The sequence below is a fragment of the Burkholderia sp. MSMB1589WGS genome, assembly GCF_001636105.1.
GTDB lineage: Bacteria > Pseudomonadota > Gammaproteobacteria > Burkholderiales > Burkholderiaceae > Burkholderia > Burkholderia humptydooensis.
In genome coordinates this window covers 1461536-1482912 of sequence record NZ_LNJT01000008.1, presented here as the reverse complement: position 1 = coordinate 1482912, position 21377 = coordinate 1461536, and the positions used below count along the sequence as shown (strand labels likewise).

15 protein-coding genes and 2 pseudogenes are annotated in these 21377 nt (G+C 68.2%); 7 read left to right on the top strand and 10 right to left on the bottom strand.

The window, feature by feature from the left end:
• Window positions 1–181: 181 nt before the first annotated feature.
• The gene (locus WT16_RS24280; protein WP_015603642.1) at window positions 182–1570 is read left to right on the top strand and encodes a GGDEF domain-containing protein; all 1389 of its coding nucleotides are present in this window, start codon (window positions 182–184) and stop codon (window positions 1568–1570) included.
• A 113-nt stretch (window positions 1571–1683) separates the two neighbouring features.
• Here WT16_RS24280 and WT16_RS24275 read toward each other — a convergent pair whose 3' ends face one another.
• From WT16_RS24275 to WT16_RS24260, 4 genes are all read right to left on the bottom strand, one after another.
• Complete coding sequence (locus WT16_RS24275) at window positions 1684–2709, bottom strand: methyltransferase (protein WP_063534402.1); 1026 nt, start codon at window positions 2707–2709, stop codon at window positions 1684–1686.
• Window positions 2710–2809: 100 nt separating this feature from the next.
• Window positions 2810–3205 (bottom strand): nuclear transport factor 2 family protein, encoded by a 396-nt coding sequence (locus tag WT16_RS24270; RefSeq protein WP_015603358.1) that lies wholly within the window; start codon window positions 3203–3205, stop codon window positions 2810–2812.
• A gap of 24 nt (window positions 3206–3229) precedes the next feature.
• The gene (locus WT16_RS24265) at window positions 3230–4207 is read right to left on the bottom strand and encodes an NAD(P)-dependent oxidoreductase (RefSeq protein ID WP_063534955.1); all 978 of its coding nucleotides are present in this window, start codon (window positions 4205–4207) and stop codon (window positions 3230–3232) included.
• 39 nt (window positions 4208–4246) lie between these two features.
• Entirely contained in the window at window positions 4247–7054 is a 2808-nt protein-coding gene (locus WT16_RS24260; RefSeq protein ID WP_063534401.1) for a non-ribosomal peptide synthetase, read from the bottom strand.
• Window positions 7055–7068: 14 nt separating this feature from the next.
• Here WT16_RS24260 and WT16_RS35170 point away from each other — a divergent pair, with 14 nt between their 5' ends.
• On the top strand, window positions 7069–7341 hold the full coding sequence (locus tag WT16_RS35170; RefSeq protein ID WP_156436732.1) for a hypothetical protein: 273 nt from the start codon (window positions 7069–7071) through the stop codon (window positions 7339–7341).
• 541 nt (window positions 7342–7882) lie between these two features.
• Here the strand turns inward: WT16_RS35170 and WT16_RS24255 are convergent.
• From WT16_RS24255 to WT16_RS24240, 4 genes are all read right to left on the bottom strand, one after another.
• On the bottom strand, window positions 7883–9091 hold the full coding sequence (locus tag WT16_RS24255; protein WP_063534400.1) for a sugar diacid recognition domain-containing protein: 1209 nt from the start codon (window positions 9089–9091) through the stop codon (window positions 7883–7885).
• A 100-nt stretch (window positions 9092–9191) separates the two neighbouring features.
• The gene (gene pyk, locus WT16_RS24250) at window positions 9192–10646 is read right to left on the bottom strand and encodes a pyruvate kinase (RefSeq protein ID WP_063534399.1); all 1455 of its coding nucleotides are present in this window, start codon (window positions 10644–10646) and stop codon (window positions 9192–9194) included.
• A 92-nt stretch (window positions 10647–10738) separates the two neighbouring features.
• The gene (locus WT16_RS24245; protein ID WP_015602548.1) at window positions 10739–11905 is read right to left on the bottom strand and encodes a glycerate kinase; all 1167 of its coding nucleotides are present in this window, start codon (window positions 11903–11905) and stop codon (window positions 10739–10741) included.
• Window positions 11906–11986: 81 nt separating this feature from the next.
• Entirely contained in the window at window positions 11987–13312 is a 1326-nt protein-coding gene (locus WT16_RS24240; RefSeq protein WP_063534398.1) for an MFS transporter, read from the bottom strand.
• 261 nt (window positions 13313–13573) lie between these two features.
• Between WT16_RS24240 and WT16_RS24235 the strand changes: the two genes are divergently transcribed.
• From WT16_RS24235 to WT16_RS35165, 3 genes and pseudogenes are all read left to right on the top strand, one after another.
• Complete coding sequence (locus WT16_RS24235) at window positions 13574–15967, top strand: DNA polymerase II (protein WP_063534397.1); 2394 nt, start codon at window positions 13574–13576, stop codon at window positions 15965–15967.
• A 198-nt stretch (window positions 15968–16165) separates the two neighbouring features.
• A pseudogene (locus WT16_RS32615) lies at window positions 16166–16447 on the top strand (cbb3-type cytochrome c oxidase subunit I); the annotation flags it as partial.
• Window positions 16448–16564: 117 nt separating this feature from the next.
• Window positions 16565–16969: pseudogene (locus tag WT16_RS35165) on the top strand (DUF2244 domain-containing protein); the annotation flags it as partial.
• On the opposite strand, the gene WT16_RS24220 reads toward WT16_RS35165, so the two are convergent.
• On the bottom strand, window positions 16956–17648 hold the full coding sequence (locus WT16_RS24220) for a hypothetical protein (RefSeq protein ID WP_006028450.1): 693 nt from the start codon (window positions 17646–17648) through the stop codon (window positions 16956–16958). The pseudogene WT16_RS35165 and the gene WT16_RS24220 overlap by 14 nt on opposite strands.
• 389 nt (window positions 17649–18037) lie before the next feature.
• On the opposite strand from WT16_RS24220, the gene WT16_RS24215 reads away from it, so the two are divergent.
• Both WT16_RS24215 and WT16_RS24210 read left to right on the top strand, forming a co-directional pair.
• On the top strand, window positions 18038–18364 hold the full coding sequence (locus WT16_RS24215; protein WP_009917547.1) for a thioredoxin family protein: 327 nt from the start codon (window positions 18038–18040) through the stop codon (window positions 18362–18364).
• 33 nt (window positions 18365–18397) lie between these two features.
• Window positions 18398–18817, top strand: coding sequence for a secondary thiamine-phosphate synthase enzyme YjbQ (locus WT16_RS24210; protein ID WP_006028448.1), 420 nt, complete (start codon window positions 18398–18400; stop codon window positions 18815–18817).
• Between the two features lie 327 nt (window positions 18818–19144).
• Here the strand turns inward: WT16_RS24210 and WT16_RS24205 are convergent, their stop codons facing one another.
• Complete coding sequence (locus tag WT16_RS24205) at window positions 19145–21340, bottom strand: phospholipase C, phosphocholine-specific (RefSeq protein WP_063534395.1); 2196 nt, start codon at window positions 21338–21340, stop codon at window positions 19145–19147.
• Window positions 21341–21377 lie beyond the last annotated feature (37 nt).

Genomic DNA, 21377 nt, shown 5'->3' with positions numbered 1-21377 from the left:
GTCGCGCCGGCTCCGCGCGCATGACGGCGCATCCCGGAATGAACTAAAGTGAATCAACGTCGCGAAGGGGCGCGTATCGATACGCGATCCATTCGCACGGGACGCGTCACGGGTCCGCTTTCCACGCTACGATTCGCCGCCCACCGGAGGGCGGCGTCGGCTTTCGCGTTCGGGAGGTCCAATGGATGGTTTTCTCATTCAGCGCCCGTCTCGTCTGCAGACGCTTGGGGCCGGAGCATTCGCGCTGCTGACGCTGGGCGCGCTCGTCGCCACCGCGCCGAACGCGAATCTGAGGCTGCCGACGATCGAGCCGTTCCTGCCGATGTGCGCGTTGACCGTGTTCAGCACGTCGATCATCGCGGCCTTCCTGCTCGGCGCGCAGTTCACCGTCATGCGTCGCCCGGTTCTCGGCACGCTGGCCGGCGCGTATGCGTTCATCGCGACCACGGTCGCGCTGCAACTGCTCGCGTTTCCGGGCGTTTTTGCGCCGACCGGCCTGATCGGCGCCCGGCGTTACAGCGCGGCATGGATATGGATGTTCTGGCACGGCGGCTTCCCGCTGTTCGTCGTGCTCGCGATGCTGACGCGATACCGGCTCGCGAAGCGGCTCGACGACACCCGTCACGTCGGCCTCTGGCTGGCGGCATTGGCGGGCGTGCCGGTCGCAACCGGCATCGTGCTCGGGTCCGTCGCACTGTCCGTCGATCTGCCCGAGCCGTTCGACCCGTCGCTCGACAACGCGTTGCTCGCCGCCAATCCGGCTGCGATCGTCGTCTCGACGATCAATCTCGGCGCGTTCGCGGCCGCGCTGCTCGTCGGCCGAATGAGGACGATGCTCGACGTCTGGCTCATTGTCGTCCTGCTCGCCTCTTTCGCCGATACCAGCCTGAATCTGCTGAGCACGACGCGCTTCAGCGCCGGCTGGTACGTCGCGCGTCTGTTCAGCATGTTCACGCCGGGCATCCTCGTATGCGTGCTCGTCTGGGAAGTGACGATGCTGTACCGGCGGCTCTTCGACGCGCATACGTCGCTCGTGCGAACCGCCTCGCACGACGCGCTGACGATGGTGTACAACCGCCGCTATTTCAACGAGCAGTTCGAACACGCCTTTCACTACGCGCGCCGGCACCACTTGCCGATCGCACTCGTGATGGTCGACGTCGATCATTTCAAGCAGTACAACGACACGTTCGGCCACCTGCAAGGGGACACGTGCCTCGCCGCCGTCGCAGCCGCGCTGTCCAGCGTGGCGAGCCGCGCGACCGATTTCGTCGCGCGCTACGGCGGCGAGGAATTCGCCGTCGTGCTGCCCGGGACGGACGAACGCGGCGCGGCGGCGATCGCCGAACAGGCGCGGCAGTCCGTCGAGCGGCTACGCATCGCGGCCGATACGACGCCCGGCTACGTGACGGTGAGCGCCGGCTACGCGGCGAGCAGCGGCAATCCGTTCGAAACGCCCGGCGCGCTGGTCGCGGCCGCCGACGCGGGGCTGTATCGCGCGAAGATGCTGGGGCGCAACGTCAGCGCGGCGCCTCATCTCGACATGCAGAATGCGGCGATGCGCGACTGAGGCTCGGGACGCGGGCCGCCCGCTACCTTACGACGCAAAACCGCCGTGCGCCGGCCGCGACGCATTCGGCGAAGCCGCGCGGGCGGCTTCGCCACCGAATCGCGGTCACGCCGTCACGGCTTGACGCCCTCGATCACGCTCAGTGCGCCTTGCGTCGGATGAACGGCCGTCATCGACAGCCCGGCCGCCGCATAGAGCCGCCCGTACCCTTCGGCCGTGCGCCCGTGCCCGCCGGAACTCATGATCAGCATTTCGAGATCGTGCAGCTTCGCGAAATGCGGCTCGCCCGGCGGCGTGAGCACCGCATCGACGAGCAGGAGCTTGCCGCCCGGGCGCATCGCCTCCGCGCAGTTCGCCATGATCCGCGTCGCCTGCTCGTCGTCCCAGTCGCAGATCACGTGCTTCATCACGAACACGTCGCCGTGCGCGTCGATCGATTTGCTCGCGTCGCCCGCGACGACCTTCACCCGCCCGGTCAGCCCGTGTTTCGCGAAAAGCTGCCGCGCGCCTTCGCACGCGTGCGGCAGCTCGAAGAGCACGCCGTTCGCATTCGGGTTCGCGTGCAGCAGCGTCGCGAGCAGAAAGCCGTGGCCGCCGCCCACGTCGACGATCGTGCGCGCTTGCGAAAAATCATAGGCGCGCGCCACCGCCGGCGATTCCAGCTCGCTGATGCTCGTCATCGCATCGTTGACGATCGTCGCGATCTCCGGATGCGCATCGATGTACGCGAAGCCCGGCCCGCCCACGACATGCTCGAACGCGCTGCGTCCGGTCTTGACGCTGTACATCAGTTGCCCCCATGCCCGCCATCCCGCGTCCATTCCCGCGAGCCGCACGAAGCCGCGCATCGAGCCCGGCGCGTCGCGCCGCAGCGTGTCGCCGAGCGGGCTGTTGCGAAACCGCCGGCCCTCTTCCTCGACGAACACGCCGAGACTGCCGAGCGCGCGCAGCATGCGGTAAAGCGCCTCGGGATGGGTGTCCGTCGCGGCGGCCAGTTCGTCCGCCGTGCGTTCCCGCTCCGCCAGCAGGTCGGCAATGCCGAGCTCGGCGGCGACATAGAGCGCCTGCGCGTGCCACTTGCCGGTGACCATCTGCAGTATCGCGATATGCGGCGGCTGTCCCGCCTGCACTTCCGTCATGAGTTTTCTCCTTTCAAGTGATCGATCGAAATGCGAATGCGCAAGAGCGCGTATGAATGCGGCATGTCGGCGGCGGCCCGCGCCGCGCGAGCCGGTACGGTCAGGCCGCGATCAGCTTGATCATCTCGGCCGTGTCGAAGTGATCCTCGAACGTGACCGCCCGGCCGTTCTCGAACCGCCACACGTGCACGAACCTCAGCGTCGCGCTGCGCCCGTTGACCGCGGTGACGCGGCGCGAGCCGAGCACGACGATCCGCTCGCCGGACTCGATGAACTCCTCAGGCTCGATCCGCATCTCGGCGATGTGCGTCGGCACGTGCCTGATGAACGCGATCACTTCGTCGTGGCCGCGCTTCGTTCCGCCGAGCCCGTACGGGCTCATGCCGTCCGGATGGGTCCAGCGCACGTCCGGCGCGAGCGCCGCGAGCACGCCGGGCAGGTCGCGACGGTGGAAGGCCTCGTATGACTCGCGCACGGTCTGCATGTTGATCGACATTGCAAATAGCTCCTGTCTCGCGCGTCAGCGCTGCTCGGCCGGCAGCGCCTTCACCGCGCCGGGGAAGTGGGCTTCGATGGTCCGGCGCACGCCTTCCTTCCAGTGCACCGTGCAATCGCCGATCAGCGCGCGCCGCTTCGTGTTGTCGAACGCATAGGTTTCGCGCGTCACGTCGCTGCGCTCGAAACGCGCATCGACGCCCGTGATGTCCGCCACGTATTGCAGGCAATCCTGAATGCCGACGGCCTCGTCGCCGCCCCAGTTCAGCACGAGCGCGGGCGAGCTCGCCGCCTCCCACAGCAGCGGCACCTGGCGGACGAGATCGTCGGTGTGGATCAGCGACGCCCAGTTCTGGCCTTCGCGCGGCACCGGCACCGGCTTGCCGGCGAGCAGTTGCCGGTACAGCAGCACCGGCACGCCGCCGTGGCCGTATGGGCCGTACGCGACGTTCAGGCGTGCGATCACGGTCGGCAGGCCGAGCGTGGCCGAGAACGCGCGCACGACGCCCTCGCACGAGATCTTCACGATCGGATAGGCGGGCAGCCAGTGCGCGACGCCGTTCAGCGGGTCCGTCTCCGCATACGGATGATCGAGCGCCTGCCGCGCGTACAGGCTGCCGCTCGATACATAGATGAACGATTCCGCGTGGCGGCAATGCGTCATCAGGCGCCCGGTGGCGACCGTGTTGATCTCGATCGCCTTGTCGAAATCGCCGTCCTCGCCGCGCCTCACCGCCGCGTGCAGCACGTGCGTGAAGTCGTCGGGCAGGCCGTCGAGCGTGTCGCGCTCCATGTCCCACCGCCACGTGTTCACGCCCTTCGCGCGCAACGCGTCCTCCACGCTCGCATCGCCGAACCGGCCGATCGCCCACACCTCGTCCCGCGCCGCCAGCGCTTCGGCGACGGGCCGCGCCACCTGGCCGGTCGCGCCCGTGATCAGAACCTTGCGCTTCGCGTGCCGCCGTTTCGCGTCACCGCGCGCTTCGTTGACAGACACTGCCATGAGCCTCTTCTCCTTGTTCATCGTGATGTCGGACATCGGTCATTTGCCGCCGAGCGCGCGATCGAGCTCGGCCCGCAGCACCGCCTGGAACGTCGCGACGTGCGCGGGCCCCATCAGCGTGTAGTGCTCGCCCGCCACGTCGATGTAGCGATTCGGCGCGCGCGTGAACTCGTCCCACCGGCGCAGTTCGTTGTTCAGCCAGTCGTCCTTCGTGCCGCGCAGCGGGATCGCGTAGAAAATCGACATCGCCTGCACGCTGCCCGACGGCACGTACGAACGCCCGAGCGTCAGCAGCGATTGCGCGAGCCCCGCCCATGCGCGGAATTTCGGCAGATCGAGATCGAGCTCGGCGAGCCGCCCGGGCGGCGCGTGGTCGATCAGGTACGCGAGCGGGTCCTGTGCCGGCATCGCGGCGCGCAACTGCGGCGGCAGCGTCAGCGACTGCTGCTTGTCGATCAGCGACAGGAAGAACGCGAGGTTGACCGCGCCTTCCACCTCGTCGAGCTCGTCCATCCGGTACTTGATGTGCGGCGGCAGATTGAAGCTGCCGACGAAATCCACGCGCTCGCCCTGCGATTCGAGCACCTTCGCGATCTCGAACGCGACCGCGCCGCCGTACGAATAGCCGGCCACCGCGTAAGGTCCGTGCGGCTGCCGCTTGCGGATCGCGTCGGCATACGTGTTCACCATCTCGTCGAAGCTGGAGAAATACGTCTCCCCTTCGTTGAAGCCGCGCGCGCGCAGCGCGTAGAACGGGCGCTCGTTGACGAAATACTTCGCGAGATTGACGAACACGAGCACCTCGCCGACGCCGGGGTGCACGCAGAAGAGCGGCGTCTTGCCGCCCGTGAGCTGCAGCGGCACGACGGGGTCGTAATCGCCCGCCGTCACGCGCTCGCCCGACGCGAGGCGCGCGGCCAGCGCGCGCACGGTCGGATTCTGGAGAATCGTCACGATCGGCAGGTCGACGACGCCGAGCCGCTGCTCGACGTGGCGCTTGAGCTTCAGGATGTCGAGCGACGTGCCGCCGAGATCGAAGAAGCTCGCGGTCGCGCTGATCGCGTCGGGCGCGACCTGGAACATCTCCGCGAAGATCGCGGCGACCGCGGCCTCGGTGTCGCCCTCGGGCGCGGCGTAGCCGCCCATCTGCCGGTTCGCGAGATCGGCGACCAATGCCTTGCAGCCGTCGTAGCCGCCCGCTTCGAGCCGCTTGCGCATGATCGTGCGCTGGGTCTTGCCGAGGCTCGTCTTCGGAAACTCGTCTTCCGGCAACGGCAGGATCAACGCGGGCCGGAAGCCCCAGAGCAGGATCGTGCTGTTGCGGATCGCGATGATGACGCGATACAGCGCGTCCTCGTCGTCGAGCGGGAACGACGGCGTGAACGTCACGACGAGCTGCTCGGATTCGTCGCCGGCGCTGCGCGTCGGGAACGCCGCGACGAACGAGCGCTTGATGCCGTCGAGCGCTTCGAGCGTCGTCTCCAGCTCGTGGCTGAAGTAGTTGACGCCGTTGACGATGATGCTGTCCTTGCTGCGGCCGACGAGCCACAGCCGGCCGCGCTCGATGCGCCCGAGATCGCCCGTGCGAAACCAGCCGTCGCTCGTGAACGCCGCGCGCGTCGCCTCGGCGTTGTTGTAATAGCACTGGAAGATCATCGGGCCGCGCACCTGGAACTCGCCCGCTTCGCCGTCCGGCAGCACGTTGTTGCGGTCGTCCGCGATGCGCATCTGCAGCCCGGCCACCGGCAGGCCGAGCGACGCGAACTCGCGGCCCGCGTCGCCGTGCGGAAATTCGCGCGAATACACGGAGCCCGCGCACGTCTCGGTCATCCCGAACGCGGGCCACAGCGCGTCGCGCGCGAGGCCGCACGGCGCGAGAAGATCGAGGAAGCGCTGCCCGGTCGCGACGACGATCGCCTCGCCGCCCGACACGGCGTGCCGCAGCGACGAGAGATCCACCGAGCGGCGCCACGCCGCGAGCGCCTCGTCGCCCATCGCTTCGAGCGCGGCGTTCAGTTGCCCGAACAGGAAGTTCGGCGAGAAGGTCATCGTGACGCGATAGCGGCTGATGAGCCGCAGGAAGCGCAGCGGATCGGTCAGGATCGCCGCGGATTCGACATGGAGCTGCACGGCGCCCACGCAGAGCGGCAGCAGGTGGGCTTCGAGCAGCGCGGCGACGTGATCGAACGAGATCCAGTTGAGCGTGACGTCCGCGCCGGCGAGCTGCTGCCGGTCGTTCTTGCCCGCCATCGACGCGAGCAGGTTGCCGTGCGTGAGCACGACCGCCTTCGAATTGCCGGTGGAGCCCGACGTGAGCACGAAGACGGCCGGGTCCGACGGTTGCGCGGCATGAACCGATTCGTCGGGCGCGCCGGCGCGCAGTGCGTTCAGGTTGACGGCGAACGCGCCGCCCGGCAGATCGCTCTTCAGCGCTTCGGTGGTGACGAGCAGCGGATGGTCGAGCAGCGTGTCGACGTGCGCGAGATGCTTTGCCCAACGCTCGGGATCGTTGCGGATCGGCACGAGCGGACACGGCACGAATCCGCCGAGCGCGCACGCCCAGAACGCCGGGATGAAATCGTTCGCGTGCTCGAGCAGCAGCGCGACCTTCATGCCGGACCGGTAGCCGCGCGAGCGCAGGCCGCCCAGGATGCGGCGCGCCTCGTCGAGCAGTTCGGGATACGTGACGAAAGCGCCCTTTTCCTCGGATTGCGCGGCGATGAAACGCACGCCCGTATGCGGATGCAGCCGTGCGGCCCGCAACAGCAGGTCGACGATGTTGTGCGGCGAAGTGGCGCGCGATTCGTGTTCGGAAACGCGCGGCAAATCGAGAGTGGATGTCGTCATGGTGCAGGTACTCCATGCTGGTGGTGCAAGTGGTGAACGAACGTCCGGGCGCGTCCGCGCGGACGCGTCGATTGACGATTGCGGGTGAATCCCTACCTGACTGGCCGCCGATCCTCGCAAAGACGGACCGGCAGCCGATTGACACTCGACTGCGTGAGACGAACCGGCCGCTTGCCCGGCAAATAGCGGAATTGTTCGATCGAATCCCGACAACGGGCGCCGATGCGATCCGAAATGCCCGATTTCACCCCGAATCGCACACGGCGATGAACGGGATTTCGAAATAATCCACCGGCTGCATGGATGAAAAACGCCGAATGATTCGATTGTTTTCCGTGCGCCAATGATCGATGCGATTCATCGGCCGCATGCAAACGACTTGGCCCCGGCGACCGACAGGACGCCGCACGGAAATCGGCCGATCAACGGCGTTCCGGCGCCAGCGGCCCGCCGGTACCGGTTCGAGCGACAAGCATTGAAGCGAAACGGGAAACGGTCGGCGTTTCAATGAAACGCCGCGAGTTGCGACGGCGATATCCCTGTACCAGTCGGGATGATTGAAACGAAACGCAGTCTACGACAAAACGCGTGAAGTTTAAACGCGATTCGCAAGAATGCATTCGTACAAAAGCGCGGCATTTTTATTAAATATAATTCCGGGCAAATCAATTCATCCCGCCATTCACGCCATCGAAATCATGCGATTTTATTTGGCGACTTATATCCCGATCGAACGACATATTATCGACATTTATCGAGCCCGGCATTTCAAACTGGATATCCGTATTTCTTACGTACATTTCCAAAATCGATCGGGCGCGGCGGCGATCAGCTCGCCGAACGTCGGCCGTCAGCGTCGGCGTCGTCCTCGCCGCCGTCGCGGCTGCCCGCCATCGTCTGCAGCGCGATATAGAGCCAGAGCCGATCGTCGATCGCGCCGAGATCGAGGCCCGTCGCGTCGCGGATCTGCTGCAGCCGGTAGTCGAGCGTGTTGCGGTGAATGCCGAGCGCTTGCGCCGTCGCGCTCGGGTGGCCGTCGTTCGCGTACCAGGCCCTCAGCGTGTCGAGCAGCGCGCCGGAGCGCCGCTCGCGCGCGAGCAGGCGCGTGAGCGGCAGCCGCAACTGCCGTGCCTGCCAGCCTTGCGACAGCGCCGACAGCAGAACGGGCAGCACGAAGTCGTAGTATGAATAGGCAGCCTTTTGCGGCGTGCGCGCCGCGCCGACGCGAAGCGTCGCGAGCGCGCACTGATACGAGCGCTCGAAGCCGTCGATGCCGTCGAGCGCGATGCCGAGCGCGAGCGAGAACGGCTGCGTCGCGACCTTGCGCAACGTGCCCTCCAGCGCGGCGAGCCGCTTGCCGGCGTGCGTCGCGAGCACGCTGTCGCGCACCGCGCGCGCGTCGATCGCATCGAACATCACGAGCTCCCGATACGACGTCTGCGCGCTCAGCAACTGCGGCCACTCGTCGGCCAGTTGCGACCGCATCGCCTCGATCTGGCCGACGCCCGCTTCCGGGTCCGCGTCGACGCCGCTCAGGCGGCACACGATCGCCGCATGCGCGAGCCGCAGGTCGATGCCGAGCCGGTCGGCCCACGCTTCCAGCTCGGCGGCCGCGGCCGTGCGCCTCAGAAGCTGAAGCACGAACTCTTCCCGATGGCGCGCGTTGCGGCGCAATTCGACGGTCAACTGCTCGCGCTCGAGGATCAATTCCGCGGTGACGCGCAGCAGCTCGCCGAAGCCGCGCACCGCGTCCGGCTCGCCGGTGACGCCGATCACGCCGCACACCTTGCCGCGCACGCTCAGCGGCAGGTTGATGCCGGGCCGCGCGCCGCTCAGGTTCGCGGCCATCGCGTCGTCGATCTCGACCGCGCGCGCCCGGGCGAGCGCGAGCTGCGCGCCCGCGTGGATCTCGCCGACGCGCGCCGCGTCGCTGCTCGCGAGGATCAGGCCGTGCGCGTCCATCACGTTCACGTCGAACGGCATCACTTCGACGGTGCGTGCGACGATTTCAGTCGCGAGACGGGCATCGATCATCATGGCGGTCAGGTCGAATGGCAGGAACGGCGGCGAGCGGGCCGTGGAGCGGGCTGCAAGGCAGACGGCGAAGCAGGCCGCGGGCCATCGTGCGGCCCGACGCCTATTGTCGCGTCATTTCGGTCGGCCAGACGATGCGCATCAGGTTCGTCGAGCCGGGATGGCCGAACGGCACGCCCGCGGCGACGACGATCGGGCGTTCGTCAGTGGCGAATCCTTCCGCGTGCGCGGCTTCGATCGCGATCTCGACGATGTTCTCGATGCCGGCCGCCTCGACCGCCACGCGCGAGCGCACGCCCCATGCGAGCGTGAGCCGCCGCGCGATGTCCGCGCGCGGCGTGAGGCTCAGGATCGCCGTGCGCGGCCGCAGGCGCGACAGGCGTATCGCCGTGGCGCCCGACGCCGTGTACGTGACCGCGACGCCGAGCCGCAGCGTGTCCGAAACCACTTCGATCGCCGCGCCGATCGCGTCGGTCGCGTTCGGCGCGTGCGCGGTGACGATCGCCTTCATCAGTTGCGGCTGGATCGGGTCCGCCTCAGTCGTCGCGATGATCTTGCGCATGAAGTCGACCGCCTCGACCGGATACTGGCCCGACGCCGATTCCGCGGACAGCATCACCGCGTCGGCGCCGTCGTAGACGGCCGCGGCGACGTCGGACGCCTCCGCGCGCGTCGGCGTGGGCGCGAGCGTCATCGATTCGAGCATCTGCGTCGCGACGATCACCGGCTTGCCCGCCGCGCGCGCGAGCCTGATGATCTGCTTCTGCACGCTCGGCACGTCCTCGAGCGACATCTCCACGCCGAGATCGCCGCGCGCGACCATCACCGCATCGGCGGCGTCGACGATGTCGACGATGTTCGCCACCGCCTGCGGCTTCTCGATCTTCGCGACGATCGCCGCGCGCGCGCCGATCAGCGCGCGCGCGGCGCGCACGTCCTGCGCGGTCTGCACGAACGACAGCGCGACCCAGTCGACGCCGAGCGACAGCCCGAATTCCAGATCGTCGCGATCCTTCCCGGACAGCGCCGGAATCGCGAGCGGCGCGTCGGGCACGCTCACGCCCTTGCGGTCGGACACGATCCCGTCGAGCAGCGCGGTCGTCTCGATGCGCGCCGCCGACGCCGCGTCGACGCGAAACCGCAGCTTGCCGTCGTCGACGAGCAGCAGATGGCCGGGGCGCGTGGCGGCGAAGATCTCCGGATGCGGCAGCGACACGCGCCGCGCGTCGCCGGGCGCGGGGTCCAGGTCGAACACGAACGGCTGGCCCTTCGCGATCTGCGCACGTCCGCCCGCGAACTGCCCGACCCGCAGCTTCGGGCCCTGCAGATCGAGCAGGATGCCGATCGGGTGCCCGATGCGCGCCTCGATCGCGCGCACGGCCGCGTGGCGCGCCGCGTGATCGGCGTGCTCGCCGTGGCTGAAGTTCAGGCGGAACACGTCGGCGCCCGCGCGCGCGAGCGCTTCGATCGTGGTTTCCGTCGAGCTCGACGGGCCGAGCGTCGCGACGATCTTCGTCGAACGGCAGCGCTCGCGGCCGGTGTGGCTTTCGTTTCGCATGTCCGGTTCCAGTGCAGGAAATGAGTCGGATGGTTCGGGAGGATCGCGCCGCCCGCTGCCGGGCGGCCCGGGATGAATGCGTGGCGAGTGCGCTACGCGACGCGCGGCGGCGACGCGTGACAGCCGAGCTCCCGGCCGATGCGAATCGCCGCCGCGACGTTGCGCGCCGCGAAGCGCACGTTCGTTGCCGCGTCGCGCAGCGCCTCGTCGATCGTACACGCGCGCCGGACGGACGCGAAGACCGCGTCGAAGCCGTGCGCGTACAGCGCGTCGGCCTGTTTCGTCACCGCGCCGCCGATCGCGACGACGGGCACCCCGCATTCGGCCGCGATCCGCGCAACGCCGATGGGAGCCTTGCCGCGCAGCGTCTGGCCGTCGATGCAGCCTTCGCCCGTCACGACGAGGCTCGCGCCGCGAATCGCGTCGCGCAGCCGCAGCGCGTCGGTGACGATCTCGACGCCCGGGCGCAGCGTCGCGTTCAGGAACGCGGACATCGCCGCGCCGAGGCCGCCCGCCGCGCCGCCGCCCGGCAGCCGCGCGACGTCCGGGCCCACGTCGCGCGCGACGATCGCCGCGAAATGCGCGAGATGCCGGTCGAGATCCGCGACCATTTCCGGCGTCGCGCCCTTCTGCGGGCCGAACACCGCCGACGCGCCGTTCGGCCCGACGAGCGGATTGTCGACGTCGCACGCGACTTCGAACGTGCAATCGGCAAGCCGGCCGTCGAGGCCCGCCGCATCGATGCGCGCGAGCCGCGCGAGCGATGCGCCGCCCGGGCCGAGCGGCCGGCCGCCGGCGTCCGCGAGGTGCACGCCGAGCGCCTGCAGCATGCCCGCGCCGCCGTCGTTCGTCGCGCTGCCGCCGAGGCCGACGATGAAGCGCCGCGCGCCCGCGTCGAGCGCCGCGCGGATCAGCTCGCCCGTGCCCCGGCTCGACGTGACGCGCGGATCGCGCGATTCGGGCGACACGAGATGCAGGCCGCTCGCCTCGGCCATCTCGATCACGGCGGTGCCGTCGGGCAGGACCCCGAACGCGGCGTGCGTCGGCCGGCCGAGCGGATCGGCGACGCTCGCGCTGCGGCGCTCGCCGCCCGCGGCCGCGACGAGCGCGTCGACCGTGCCTTCGCCGCCGTCGGCGATCGGCAGGCACCGGTAATCGGCGTCGGCGAACACCTCGCGGAATCCGGCCTCGATCTGCCGCGCCGTTTCGACCGCGGTCAGGCTTTCCTTGAACGAATCGGGAGCAATCACGATCTTCATCAGCGAACCTCTTCGGTGACGGGTGACGCGCGCGGCTCGCGCGCTCAGCATGCAATGACGAAACGCGCGGCGTGGCCCGCGTCAGCGGCCGGCGCGTCGCGCGTGCGTGCGCATCACGAGCACGATGCCGACGACCATCGTGCTCGACAGGATGTAGAGCGCGAGATCGGTGCGCTGCGTCGCGTCCTTGATCCAGCCGACGATGTAGGGGCTCACGAAGCCGGCAACCTGCCCGAGCGAGTTGATCAGCGCGACGCCGCCCGCCGCGGCCGTACCCGTCAGCACGAGCGTCGGCAGCGGCCAGAACATCGCGAGCGCGGTGAGCGCGCCGGCCGTCGCGAGCACGAGGCCGATCATCGCGGGCACGATCGCGTTGCCCGATTGCGCGGCCATCAGCAGCCCCGCGACGCCGACCGCCATCGGCACGCTCAGATGCCAGCGGCGCTCCTGCCGCGCATCGGCCGATTTGCCGACGGCGATCATCGCGACGCACGCGAACAGGTACGGGATCGCGCTCAGCCAGCCGATCGCGCCGCTACCGCCGACGCCGAGCGAGCGGATGATCGACGGCAGCCAGAAGTTGATCGCGTACACGCCCATCTGGATGCTGAAATAGACGACGCCGAATTTCCACACGGAGGCGTTCAGCAGGATGTCGCGCAACGTGTGCGGCCGGCCGGACGATGCGAGGGCGGCGTCGGCGGCCGTCGTCGCGATCGCGCGGGTGAGCGCGGCCTTCTCGTCGCCCGACAGCCAGCGCGCGTCGTCGATCCGGTCCTCGAGAAACACGAACACCGCGGCGCCGAGCACGATCGTCGGCGCGCCCTGCAACAGGAACAGCCACTGCCAGCCGGCGAGCCCGCCTTGGCCCGCCGAGAAGCGATCGAGCATCCAGCCCGACAGCGGGCCGCCGATCACGCCGGAGATCGGGATCGCCGACATGAAGAGCGCGATCGCGCGGCCGCGGTGCTCGGCGCTGAACCATTGCGTCAGATACAGCACCATGCCCGGGAAGAACCCGGCTTCCGCGATGCCGGTGAAGAAGCGCAGCGTATAGAACGACGCCGGCGTCTTCACGAGCAGCAGCGCCGACGACAGCGCGCCCCACACGATCATGATGATCGCGATCCACGCGCGCGCGCCGACGCGCCGCAACACCAGATTGCTCGGCACGCCCGCGAGCACGTAGCCGACGAAGAAGATGCCCGCGCCGAGACCGTAGACGGTCTCGCTCATGTTCAGGTCGCCCAGCATCTGCAGCTTCGCGAAGCCGACGTTCACGCGGTCGAGGTAGTTGAACAGGTAGCAGACGAAGATCAACGGGATCAGCCGCAACGTGACCTTGCGATAGCCGTCGTTCAGCGGTTCCGATGCGGGCCGTGCCGCAGCGGACGAGAGAGGGTTCATGCGTGTCTCCGGATCGTTTGTATCGTGTGATGCGTATGGTAGGCACGTCGCCCCAGGGATTCATCGGGCGAATGCATGGCTGCGAAGCATGCCTGACGTTATATATTAGGCAAACGCCCAATCCGGCGAACGTTCCCGAGCGGCCGAACCACGGCGACCGCGCTCGTCGACCGAATCGGCGGCCGCACGCCGCACGCGCGCCCCCCGGCGCTACAATCCCGCAGCGGCATGTCGACAGATAGAGCAGATAGAGAACCCGTTTTGACGGAATTCGAAGAGGGCTTCATTCTCACCCGCCACTGGCGGGACACGGCGCAGGGCACCGAGGTCGAGTTCTGGCTGGCGACCGCGCGCGGTGCGCGCCGGGTCCGCCTGCGCGCGCAGGAATCGGTCGCGTTCATCCCTGCCGAGCAGCAGGAGCAGGCCGAGCGCGCGCTTCAGGGCGTTCAGGGCGCCCCGGACGCCGTGCTGCGCCCGCTTGCGCTGCGCGATTTCCGCCGACGCCCGGTCGTCGGACTCTATTGCCGCCGATACCGCCGCCTCGCCGCGCTGAAGAAGCGCCTGAGCCAGTCGGGCGTCGACGTCTACGAAGCCGACGTCCTGCCGCCGGAGCGCTACATGATGGAGCGCTTCATCACCGCGCCCGTCCGGTTTCGCGGCGCGCCCGACGGCGACGGCAATGGAGATGACAATGGCGCGCTGCGCGACGGCGAACTGAAACCCGGCGGCGACTATCGTCCGGCGCTGCGCTGCGTGTCGCTCGACATCGAGACGAGCGCGCAGGGCGAGCTCTATTCGATCGCGCTCGAGGGATGCGGCGAGCGGCAGGTCTTCATGCTCGGGCCGGCGAACGGCGACGCGCGCGACGTCGATTTCCGGCTCGACTACTGCGACAGCCGGCCGGCGCTGATCGAGCGGCTGAACGACTGGCTCGCGCGGCACGATCCGGACGCGATCATCGGCTGGAACCTCGTGCAGTTCGACTTGCGCGTACTGCAGGCGCACGCCGTGCAGTACCGCGTGCCGTTGCGGCTCGGCCGCGGCGGCGGCGTGCTCGACTGGCGCGCGCACGGCCAGCAGCCCGACCATTTCTTCGCGGCGGCGGCCGGGAGGCTCGTGATCGACGGCATCGACGCGCTGAAATCCGCGACGTGGACCTTTCCGTCGTTCAGCCTCGAATACGTCGCGCAGGCGCTGCTCGGCGAAGGCAAGGCGATCGACAATCCGTACCAGCGCATGGACGAAATCCAGCGCCGTTTCGATTGCGACAAGCCCGCGCTCGCGCGCTACAACCTGAAGGACTGCGAGCTCGTCACGCGCATTTTCGAGAAGGCGGACCTGCTGCCGTTCATGCTCGAGCGCGCGGCCGTCACCGGGCTGCCGGCCGACCGCATCGGCGGCTCGGTCGCCGCGTTCACGCATCTGTACATGCCGAGGATGCACCGGCTCGGCTACGTCGCGCCGAACCTCGGCGACGTGACCGGCGACACGAGTCCCGGCGGCTTCGTGATGGATTCGCGGCCCGGCCTCTACGATTCGGTGCTCGTGCTCGATTACAAGAGCCTGTATCCGTCGATCATCCGCAGCTTCCTGATCGATCCCGTCGGGCTCATCGAAGGCGCCGCCCATCCCGAAGACGCCGAATCGGTGCCCGGCTTTCTCGGCGCGCGCTTCTCGCGCAGCCGCCATTGCCTGCCGGACATCGTGCGCCGCGTCTGGGAAGGCCGCGAGCTCGCGAAGCGCCAGCGCAATCAGCCGCTGTCGCAGGCGCTGAAGATCATCATGAACGCGTTCTACGGCGTGCTCGGCTCGTCCGGATGCCGGTTCTTCGATCCGCGGCTCGCGTCGTCGATCACGATGCGCGGCCACGAGATCATGCACAAGACGCGCGAGCTGATCGAGGCGCAAGGCTACGACGTGATCTACGGCGACACCGATTCGACGTTCGTCTGGCTCAAGCGCGCGCACGCCGGCGACGAAGCGGACCGCATCGGCCGCGCGCTCGTCGGGCACGTCAACGGCTGGTGGCACGCGCACCTGGCGGAGCGCTTCGGGCTCGACAGCGCGCTCGAGCTCCAGTACGAGCGGCACTACCATCGCTTCCTGATGCCGACCGTGCGCGGCGCGGAGGAAGGCAGCAAGAAACGCTACGCGGGCCTCGTCATCGCGGCGCATGGCGGCGAGGACGTCGTGTTCAAGGGCCTCGAAACCGTGCGGACCGACTGGACGCCGCTCGCGCAGCAGTTCCAGCGGGAGCTGTACCGGCTCGTCTTCAAGCGCGAGCCGTATCGCGCTTTCATCCGCGAATACGTGCGCCGCACGCTCGCCGGCGAATTCGACGGGCAGCTCGTCTACCGCAAGCGGCTGCGCCGGCCGCTTCGCGATTACGAGCGCAACGTGCCGCCGCACGTGCGCGCCGCGCGCGTCGCCGACGCGTTCAACCGCGAACAGGGGCGCCCGCTCCAGTACCAGCGCGGCGGATGGATCAGCTACGTGATGACGACGGCCGGCCCCGAGCCGCTCGAGACGCTTCGCATGCCGATCGATTACGCGTTCTACGTGAGCCGGCAGCTTCAGCCCGTCGCCGACGCGATTCTTCCGTTCGTGCGCGACGATTTCGAGTCGGTGATCTCCGGGCAGGGGCAGTTGTTCTAGGGTCTGTCTATTTACATACGGATCGCACATCGGGCCGCGCCCGCATCGCGCGCAGCGGATGCCGGCGATGCGCGCGGCGCGCGAATCCGTGCTCCGGAATCACGAGAACGAGGCAAGCACACGATGAGCGAAACGACGACCGACGCGGCGGACCTCGATGCCGTCGCGCATCCCATACCGACCGGCTGATGCCGCTGGCTGTTCGCGACGAATCACAAGGACATCGGCACGCTGTATCTGCTGTTCTCGGTCATCAATCTGATGATCGGCGGCGTGATGGCACTGATGATTCGCGCGGATGAACAACTCCAGCTTCTGGCTGCTGCCGGTGTCGAGCGCGCTGCTGATCGGCTCGTTCTTCGTGCCGGGCGGCGCGCCGGCCGCCGGCTGGACGATGTACGCGCCGCTCTCGACGCAGATGGGCCCCGCATGGACCTGTCGATCTTCGCGATTCACATCGCCGGCGCGTCGTCGATCATGGATCAGATCGCGACGATCGGCGCATTCGCGTTCGGACTGATGCAGGCGTACTTCCTGTTCCGGGTCGCGCTGCCGACGTACATGGGCAAGACGCGGCGGTATGCGCGTGCGAACGCGAATCGCCAGGTGTGGATGCTGCGGCGGAATTGCGCGTTGTCGCCGCGCCAGTCGTTGCTGTCGATGGGCGTGCTGGCCGCGCTCACGCCGGCGATCGCGACGCCGTTCGCGATCGGCGAAGCCGTCGCCATCGGCGGGCGCTTCTTGATGTATGCGCGGCACGCCGTCGATTACGACTGCGTCGTGCTGACCAGGCGGCGTCTCGAAGTGATTCGATGCGACGGCGCGAAGCTCCGGCGATACGACTGGATTCCGCGCTGGGCGACGGTGGCGTTCGAGAGCGGACGCAATCCCGGGATACGGATACGGCATGGCGGCGATGCGGCGTCCATCGGGCGGCATGTCACGCTGGCGCAACGGCGGTATGTCGTCACGGAGGCGAATCGGGCGCTCACAGCGGATGCGCGGCGCCCGCCTGTTGCAGCAGCGACACGGCGGCGGCATCGGGCATGCCGTTGGCGTCGATCGCGCCCGCGTTCGCGAGCGCGCCGAGGTCGCCGTCGACACCCGGCTGTCCGACAAAAAACGGCGTCGTCAAAAACGCCGGCGTCGCGAACGTGACCGCATAGCGCTGCTGGAGGTTCGCGACGACGGCCGTTTGCGCGGCCAGCACATCGGTCTGATTCTCCAGCGTCTGCTGAAAGCGCGAATTGTTCGGCAGATCGCCGACCAAGCGGGCCGCGCTCGTGCCAAGCTGCGCAGCGAGGTAGACGAGCATCAGCTCGGTCTCGGGCGTCGTATTGAACGTGCCGCCGGCGTATGCCAGCGAATGCAGGCTCGCGCCGCCGGAGGTCACGGTGATGACACAGGGGAGTGTGGCGTCGAACGTGACGCCATAGTGGCCGCCGCCGTCGGACAGCGTCGCGGCCGAGCCCTGTGCGCAGTCGACGTTGACCGTCGCGCTGGCGAGCGCCCGGCCGGTGGCGGCGGTGCCGGACAGCGTGACGGTCTGCACGCCGCCATCGTTGAAGCAACCGTCGAAACCGAAGCATGCCTCGCCGCCGCACCCATGAAGCGACGCCAGCGAAGCGATGCAAAGTGCGCCCAGCGCCGGGCGAATGAAGTGTGCGTTGTGAATATTCATGTCCGCTTCGGTCGCTAGCAGGAGGAAAAATCGGCTGGTTTCGCACCAAGGTGCAGACGCTACAGCCCATTCTAGGCTCCGCATCGAGAAAACGCTCGCCGCACCGCCCCCAAGTCGTGATCGTAGTTTGCTCTCGCGCCAACGCGACGGATTTGCATTCCGTCGACAAGATTCCCGGCCCGCCGCTTGCCGACGTTGAAGAAACGCCCGTCCCATCGCCCGGTCCGGGTTCGCTTCTTGCAAGATCGACGGATACGTCACGCGTCGCGGCGGCGAGCCGGGCAACGCCCCGTGTAATCGCGCCCTTTTTCGACTACAGTAAAACCGCTGGCCTCGACGACGGCCACGACACGACGCAACCATGCCTTTGCCAAGCCCACGGAGCCATGATGACCCCTCCACAAGCCTATGCCGCCGACGCGCCCACGCGCGCGGAAGTCGATGCGCTCGCCGGCGCGACCGTCATCGAATTCGGCGCCAACTGGTGCGGCATCTGCGCGGGCGCCCAGCCCGCAATTCGCGACGCGTTTTCCGCGCACGCCGAGGTTCGACACCTGAAAATCGAAGACGGCCCCGGCCGGCCGCTCGGCCGCTCGTTCGGGATCAAGCTCTGGCCGACGCTGGTGTTCCTGCGCGACGGCGCCGAAGTGGCGCGCGTCGTCCGCCCGACCGATGCCGAGCAGATCGAATCCATCGGCTTCGCCGCGCTGGTATGAACCCGCTGGTATGAACCCTCTACGCCCATCGCCATGCAACAGTCGATTCAACACATCACCGTCGAGGCGCGCGGATGCGGTCTCGTCGAGTTCACGCCGCAAGTGCGCGCGTTCGTCGAATTGCAGTCGATCAGCACGGGCCTGCTCACCGTGTTCTGCCGGCACACGTCCGCTTCGCTGCTGATCCAGGAGAACGCGGACCCATCGGTGCAGCGCGACCTCGAGCGATATTTCGCGGCCCTCGCGCCCGAGGACGATACGCGCTACGAGCACGACACCGAAGGCGCCGACGACATGCCGGCGCATCTGCGCACGGCGCTCACGCAGGTGCAGCTATCGATTCCCGTCGAGCATGGGCGCATGGTGCTCGGCGCGTGGCAGGGCATCTATCTGTTCGAGCATCGGCGCGCGCCGCATCGGCGTGATGTGGTGCTGCATCTGATCGGCGAGTGAACGTGCGGCGTATCCGTTGCGCACGGTGTCGCACGCGGTTGTCATGCCGCGAGCGCTGACGATGCGCGGCCGGATACGGCACGGGGCGAATGCGCATCGGGACGTCGCGTCGCGATATCGCAATGGCGCATTGACCGTCGCCCCCGCGCGATGCGGCACGTGTTGGCCGACGCCGGACTGGCGATCGCCCGAGGCGGTGAACGATGCGCCGTCGATCCATACCGAATCGGCGTCTCGTCCGCGAATCGACGGACGCGCACTCCCCCGGCGCGCCGGGCAGACGCAATCGACAGACAGCGCGTCTGCCCGAGCCGCCGCAGTGTCCACTCAGAACCGGTCGCCCATTCCCATCGCCGGATCGCTGACGGAATGCTCGCCGGTTTCCACCCGGCCGGCAAAGCGGCGCGCGTAGCCGGCGTCGGCGTCGCAGGTCACGACGAAGTCGTACCAGTTGCCGCTGTCGTCCAGCTTCCAGTGGTGCTTGCGCCCGGCGCCGCCCTTGACCTTGAAGGTCCACGGGCCATCGTTGCGGTACGCCTTCGCGCGCACGGTAAACACGCACTCGCGCGACCCTTCGTTGCGCAACAGCAATTGCACGTTGCCGTGCTTCCTGTCGTACTCCACCCGCACTTCGGGCGCGGGAGCGCCGCCCGCGCGCAAGCGGTTCAGGTCGCCGGTGAAGTGGCGGTGAAAGCCGTTGGGCCCGAGCACCCACAGGTCGTACTTGCCCGCGTTGTCGGTCATGGCGGCCCACACGTCGTCGAGCTGCCTGCCGGCCTCGACCGTGTAGCGGCGCGGCAGGCGGCCCAGATTCAGCTTGTCGTAGACGTGGAACACGGCCGCGGCCTGACCCGTGTTGGCGAATACGAGGCGCAGCGTGCCGTCGAGCGTCCCGGCGACGGCATTGACGTGCAGCTCGTACGGCAATGCGCGCGAAGGCCGCGTGCCCGCCGCCTGGCGCGGCAACTGGCCGTTCGCGGGCGGCACGATCTGCGGCATCTGCTGCTGCGCGGCGCGCAGCGCATCGGCCTGGGCCTGGGTCTTGCGGCCGGCGAGCGTGGGCAGCGGCTCGTCGTTCGGTTGCACGAAGTTGAAGGCGCTCGTCAGATCGCCGCATACCGCGCGGCGGAACGCGGAGATGTTGGGCTCGCGCACGCCGAAGCGCGCCTCGATGAAGCGCAGGGTCGACGTGTGGTCGAATACCTGCGAGTTGACCCAGCCGCCGCGGCTCCACGGCGAGATCACGTACATCGGCACGCGCACGCCGGGGCCATACACGCGAGCGTCGGGCTGCGGCTGGCTCTTGGTGCCCGGCGGCTTCGGGTGGGTGAAGCGCTCGAACGCGATGTCGGCGTCGGACAGCGTGGTCTTGCCGGCCGGCGTGCCGTCCGGGTTCAGCGAAGGCGCCGACGGCGAAGGCACGTGGTCGAAGTAGCCGTCGTTCTCGTCGAAGTTCACGAGCAGCACGGTCTTGCTCCAGACGTCGGGCATCGCGGTGAGCGCATCGAGCGTCTCCTGGATGTACCACGCGCCCTGCACCGGGCTCGACGGGCCGGGGTGCTCGGAATACGCGGCCGGCGCCACCACCCACGACACCTGCGGCAGCTTGCCGTTGCGGACGTCTTCCTTGAAAGCGCCGAGAAAACCGCCGTCGGGCATCGTGTTGGCGATGCCCTTGTACAGCGGGTTGCGCACGTCGTCGCTCGCCGGATCATACGCGGGCGAAACCACCTTGTCGCTGTTGCTCACCGGCTTGCCCGACGCCTCGTTCGCGCGCCGGTATTGCTTGAAGCCGGCGAGCGAGTTGTCGGTGAAGTTGTCGGGCATGTTCTGGTAGACCTTCCAGCTCACGCCGGCTTCCTGCAGGCGCTCGGGATAGGTCTTCCACTCGTAGCCGAGCGTGGAAGGACCGATGTCGTCCCATTCGTTCACCACCGAGGCCACGCCCGCGCCGGTCGGGCCGTTGGTGCCGGTCCACATGAACAGGCGGTTGGAGTTGGTGCCCGCGTGCATCGAGCAGTGGTAGGCGTCGCAGATCGTGAACGCATTCGCGAGCGCGAACTGGAACGGCAGCTCGCTCTCCCGGAAGTAACCCATCGATGCCGTGTTCTTGTAGCGCGGCCACTGGTACATGCGCCCGCCGTCCCACGCATTCTGGCCGTCGTCCCACGAGTGCGGCGTGCCGCTCACGCGCTGCGCGTTGCCCTTGCTGCCGTCCAGGTGGTACGGCAATACCGGCGCGCCCGCCGCGTTGCGCTGCTGCCAGACCGTCGGCGCGTTGGGCAGCGGAATGCCGAAGCGGTCGCCGAAGCCGCGCACGCCGCGCAGCGTGCCGAAGTAGTTGTCGAACGAGCGGTTTTCCTGCATCAGGATGACGATGTGCTCGACATCCCGAATGGTGCCGGTCCGGTTGTTGGCGGGAATGGCGAGCGCGCGGCGAATGCTGGGCGGGAACGCGGCCAGCGTGGCGGCCGCGATGCCGGTGGATGCGGCGCCTTGCAGAAATCTGCGGCGAGAGTTCATGTTCCGGAGTCCTTGTTCTGAATTGACCGAGCGATGA

Coding starts and splice junctions, on each gene's coding strand:
- WT16_RS24280 (WP_015603642.1), top strand. CDS start 182: ATGGATGGTTTTCTCATTCAGCGCCCGTCTCGTCTGCAGACGCTTGGG.
- WT16_RS24275 (WP_063534402.1), bottom strand. CDS start 2,709: ATGACGGAAGTGCAGGCGGGACAGCCGCCGCATATCGCGATACTGCAG.
- WT16_RS24270 (WP_015603358.1), bottom strand. CDS start 3,205: ATGTCGATCAACATGCAGACCGTGCGCGAGTCATACGAGGCCTTCCAC.
- WT16_RS24265 (WP_063534955.1), bottom strand. CDS start 4,207: ATGGCAGTGTCTGTCAACGAAGCGCGCGGTGACGCGAAACGGCGGCAC.
- WT16_RS24260 (WP_063534401.1), bottom strand. CDS start 7,054: ATGACGACATCCACTCTCGATTTGCCGCGCGTTTCCGAACACGAATCG.
- WT16_RS35170 (WP_156436732.1), top strand. CDS start 7,069: ATGCTGGTGGTGCAAGTGGTGAACGAACGTCCGGGCGCGTCCGCGCGG.
- WT16_RS24255 (WP_063534400.1), bottom strand. CDS start 9,091: ATGATGATCGATGCCCGTCTCGCGACTGAAATCGTCGCACGCACCGTC.
- pyk (WP_063534399.1), bottom strand. CDS start 10,646: ATGCGAAACGAAAGCCACACCGGCCGCGAGCGCTGCCGTTCGACGAAG.
- WT16_RS24245 (WP_015602548.1), bottom strand. CDS start 11,905: ATGAAGATCGTGATTGCTCCCGATTCGTTCAAGGAAAGCCTGACCGCG.
- WT16_RS24240 (WP_063534398.1), bottom strand. CDS start 13,312: ATGAACCCTCTCTCGTCCGCTGCGGCACGGCCCGCATCGGAACCGCTG.
- WT16_RS24220 (WP_006028450.1), bottom strand. CDS start 17,648: ATGAATATTCACAACGCACACTTCATTCGCCCGGCGCTGGGCGCACTT.
- WT16_RS24215 (WP_009917547.1), top strand. CDS start 18,038: ATGACCCCTCCACAAGCCTATGCCGCCGACGCGCCCACGCGCGCGGAA.
- WT16_RS24210 (WP_006028448.1), top strand. CDS start 18,398: ATGCAACAGTCGATTCAACACATCACCGTCGAGGCGCGCGGATGCGGT.
- WT16_RS24205 (WP_063534395.1), bottom strand. CDS start 21,340: ATGAACTCTCGCCGCAGATTTCTGCAAGGCGCCGCATCCACCGGCATC.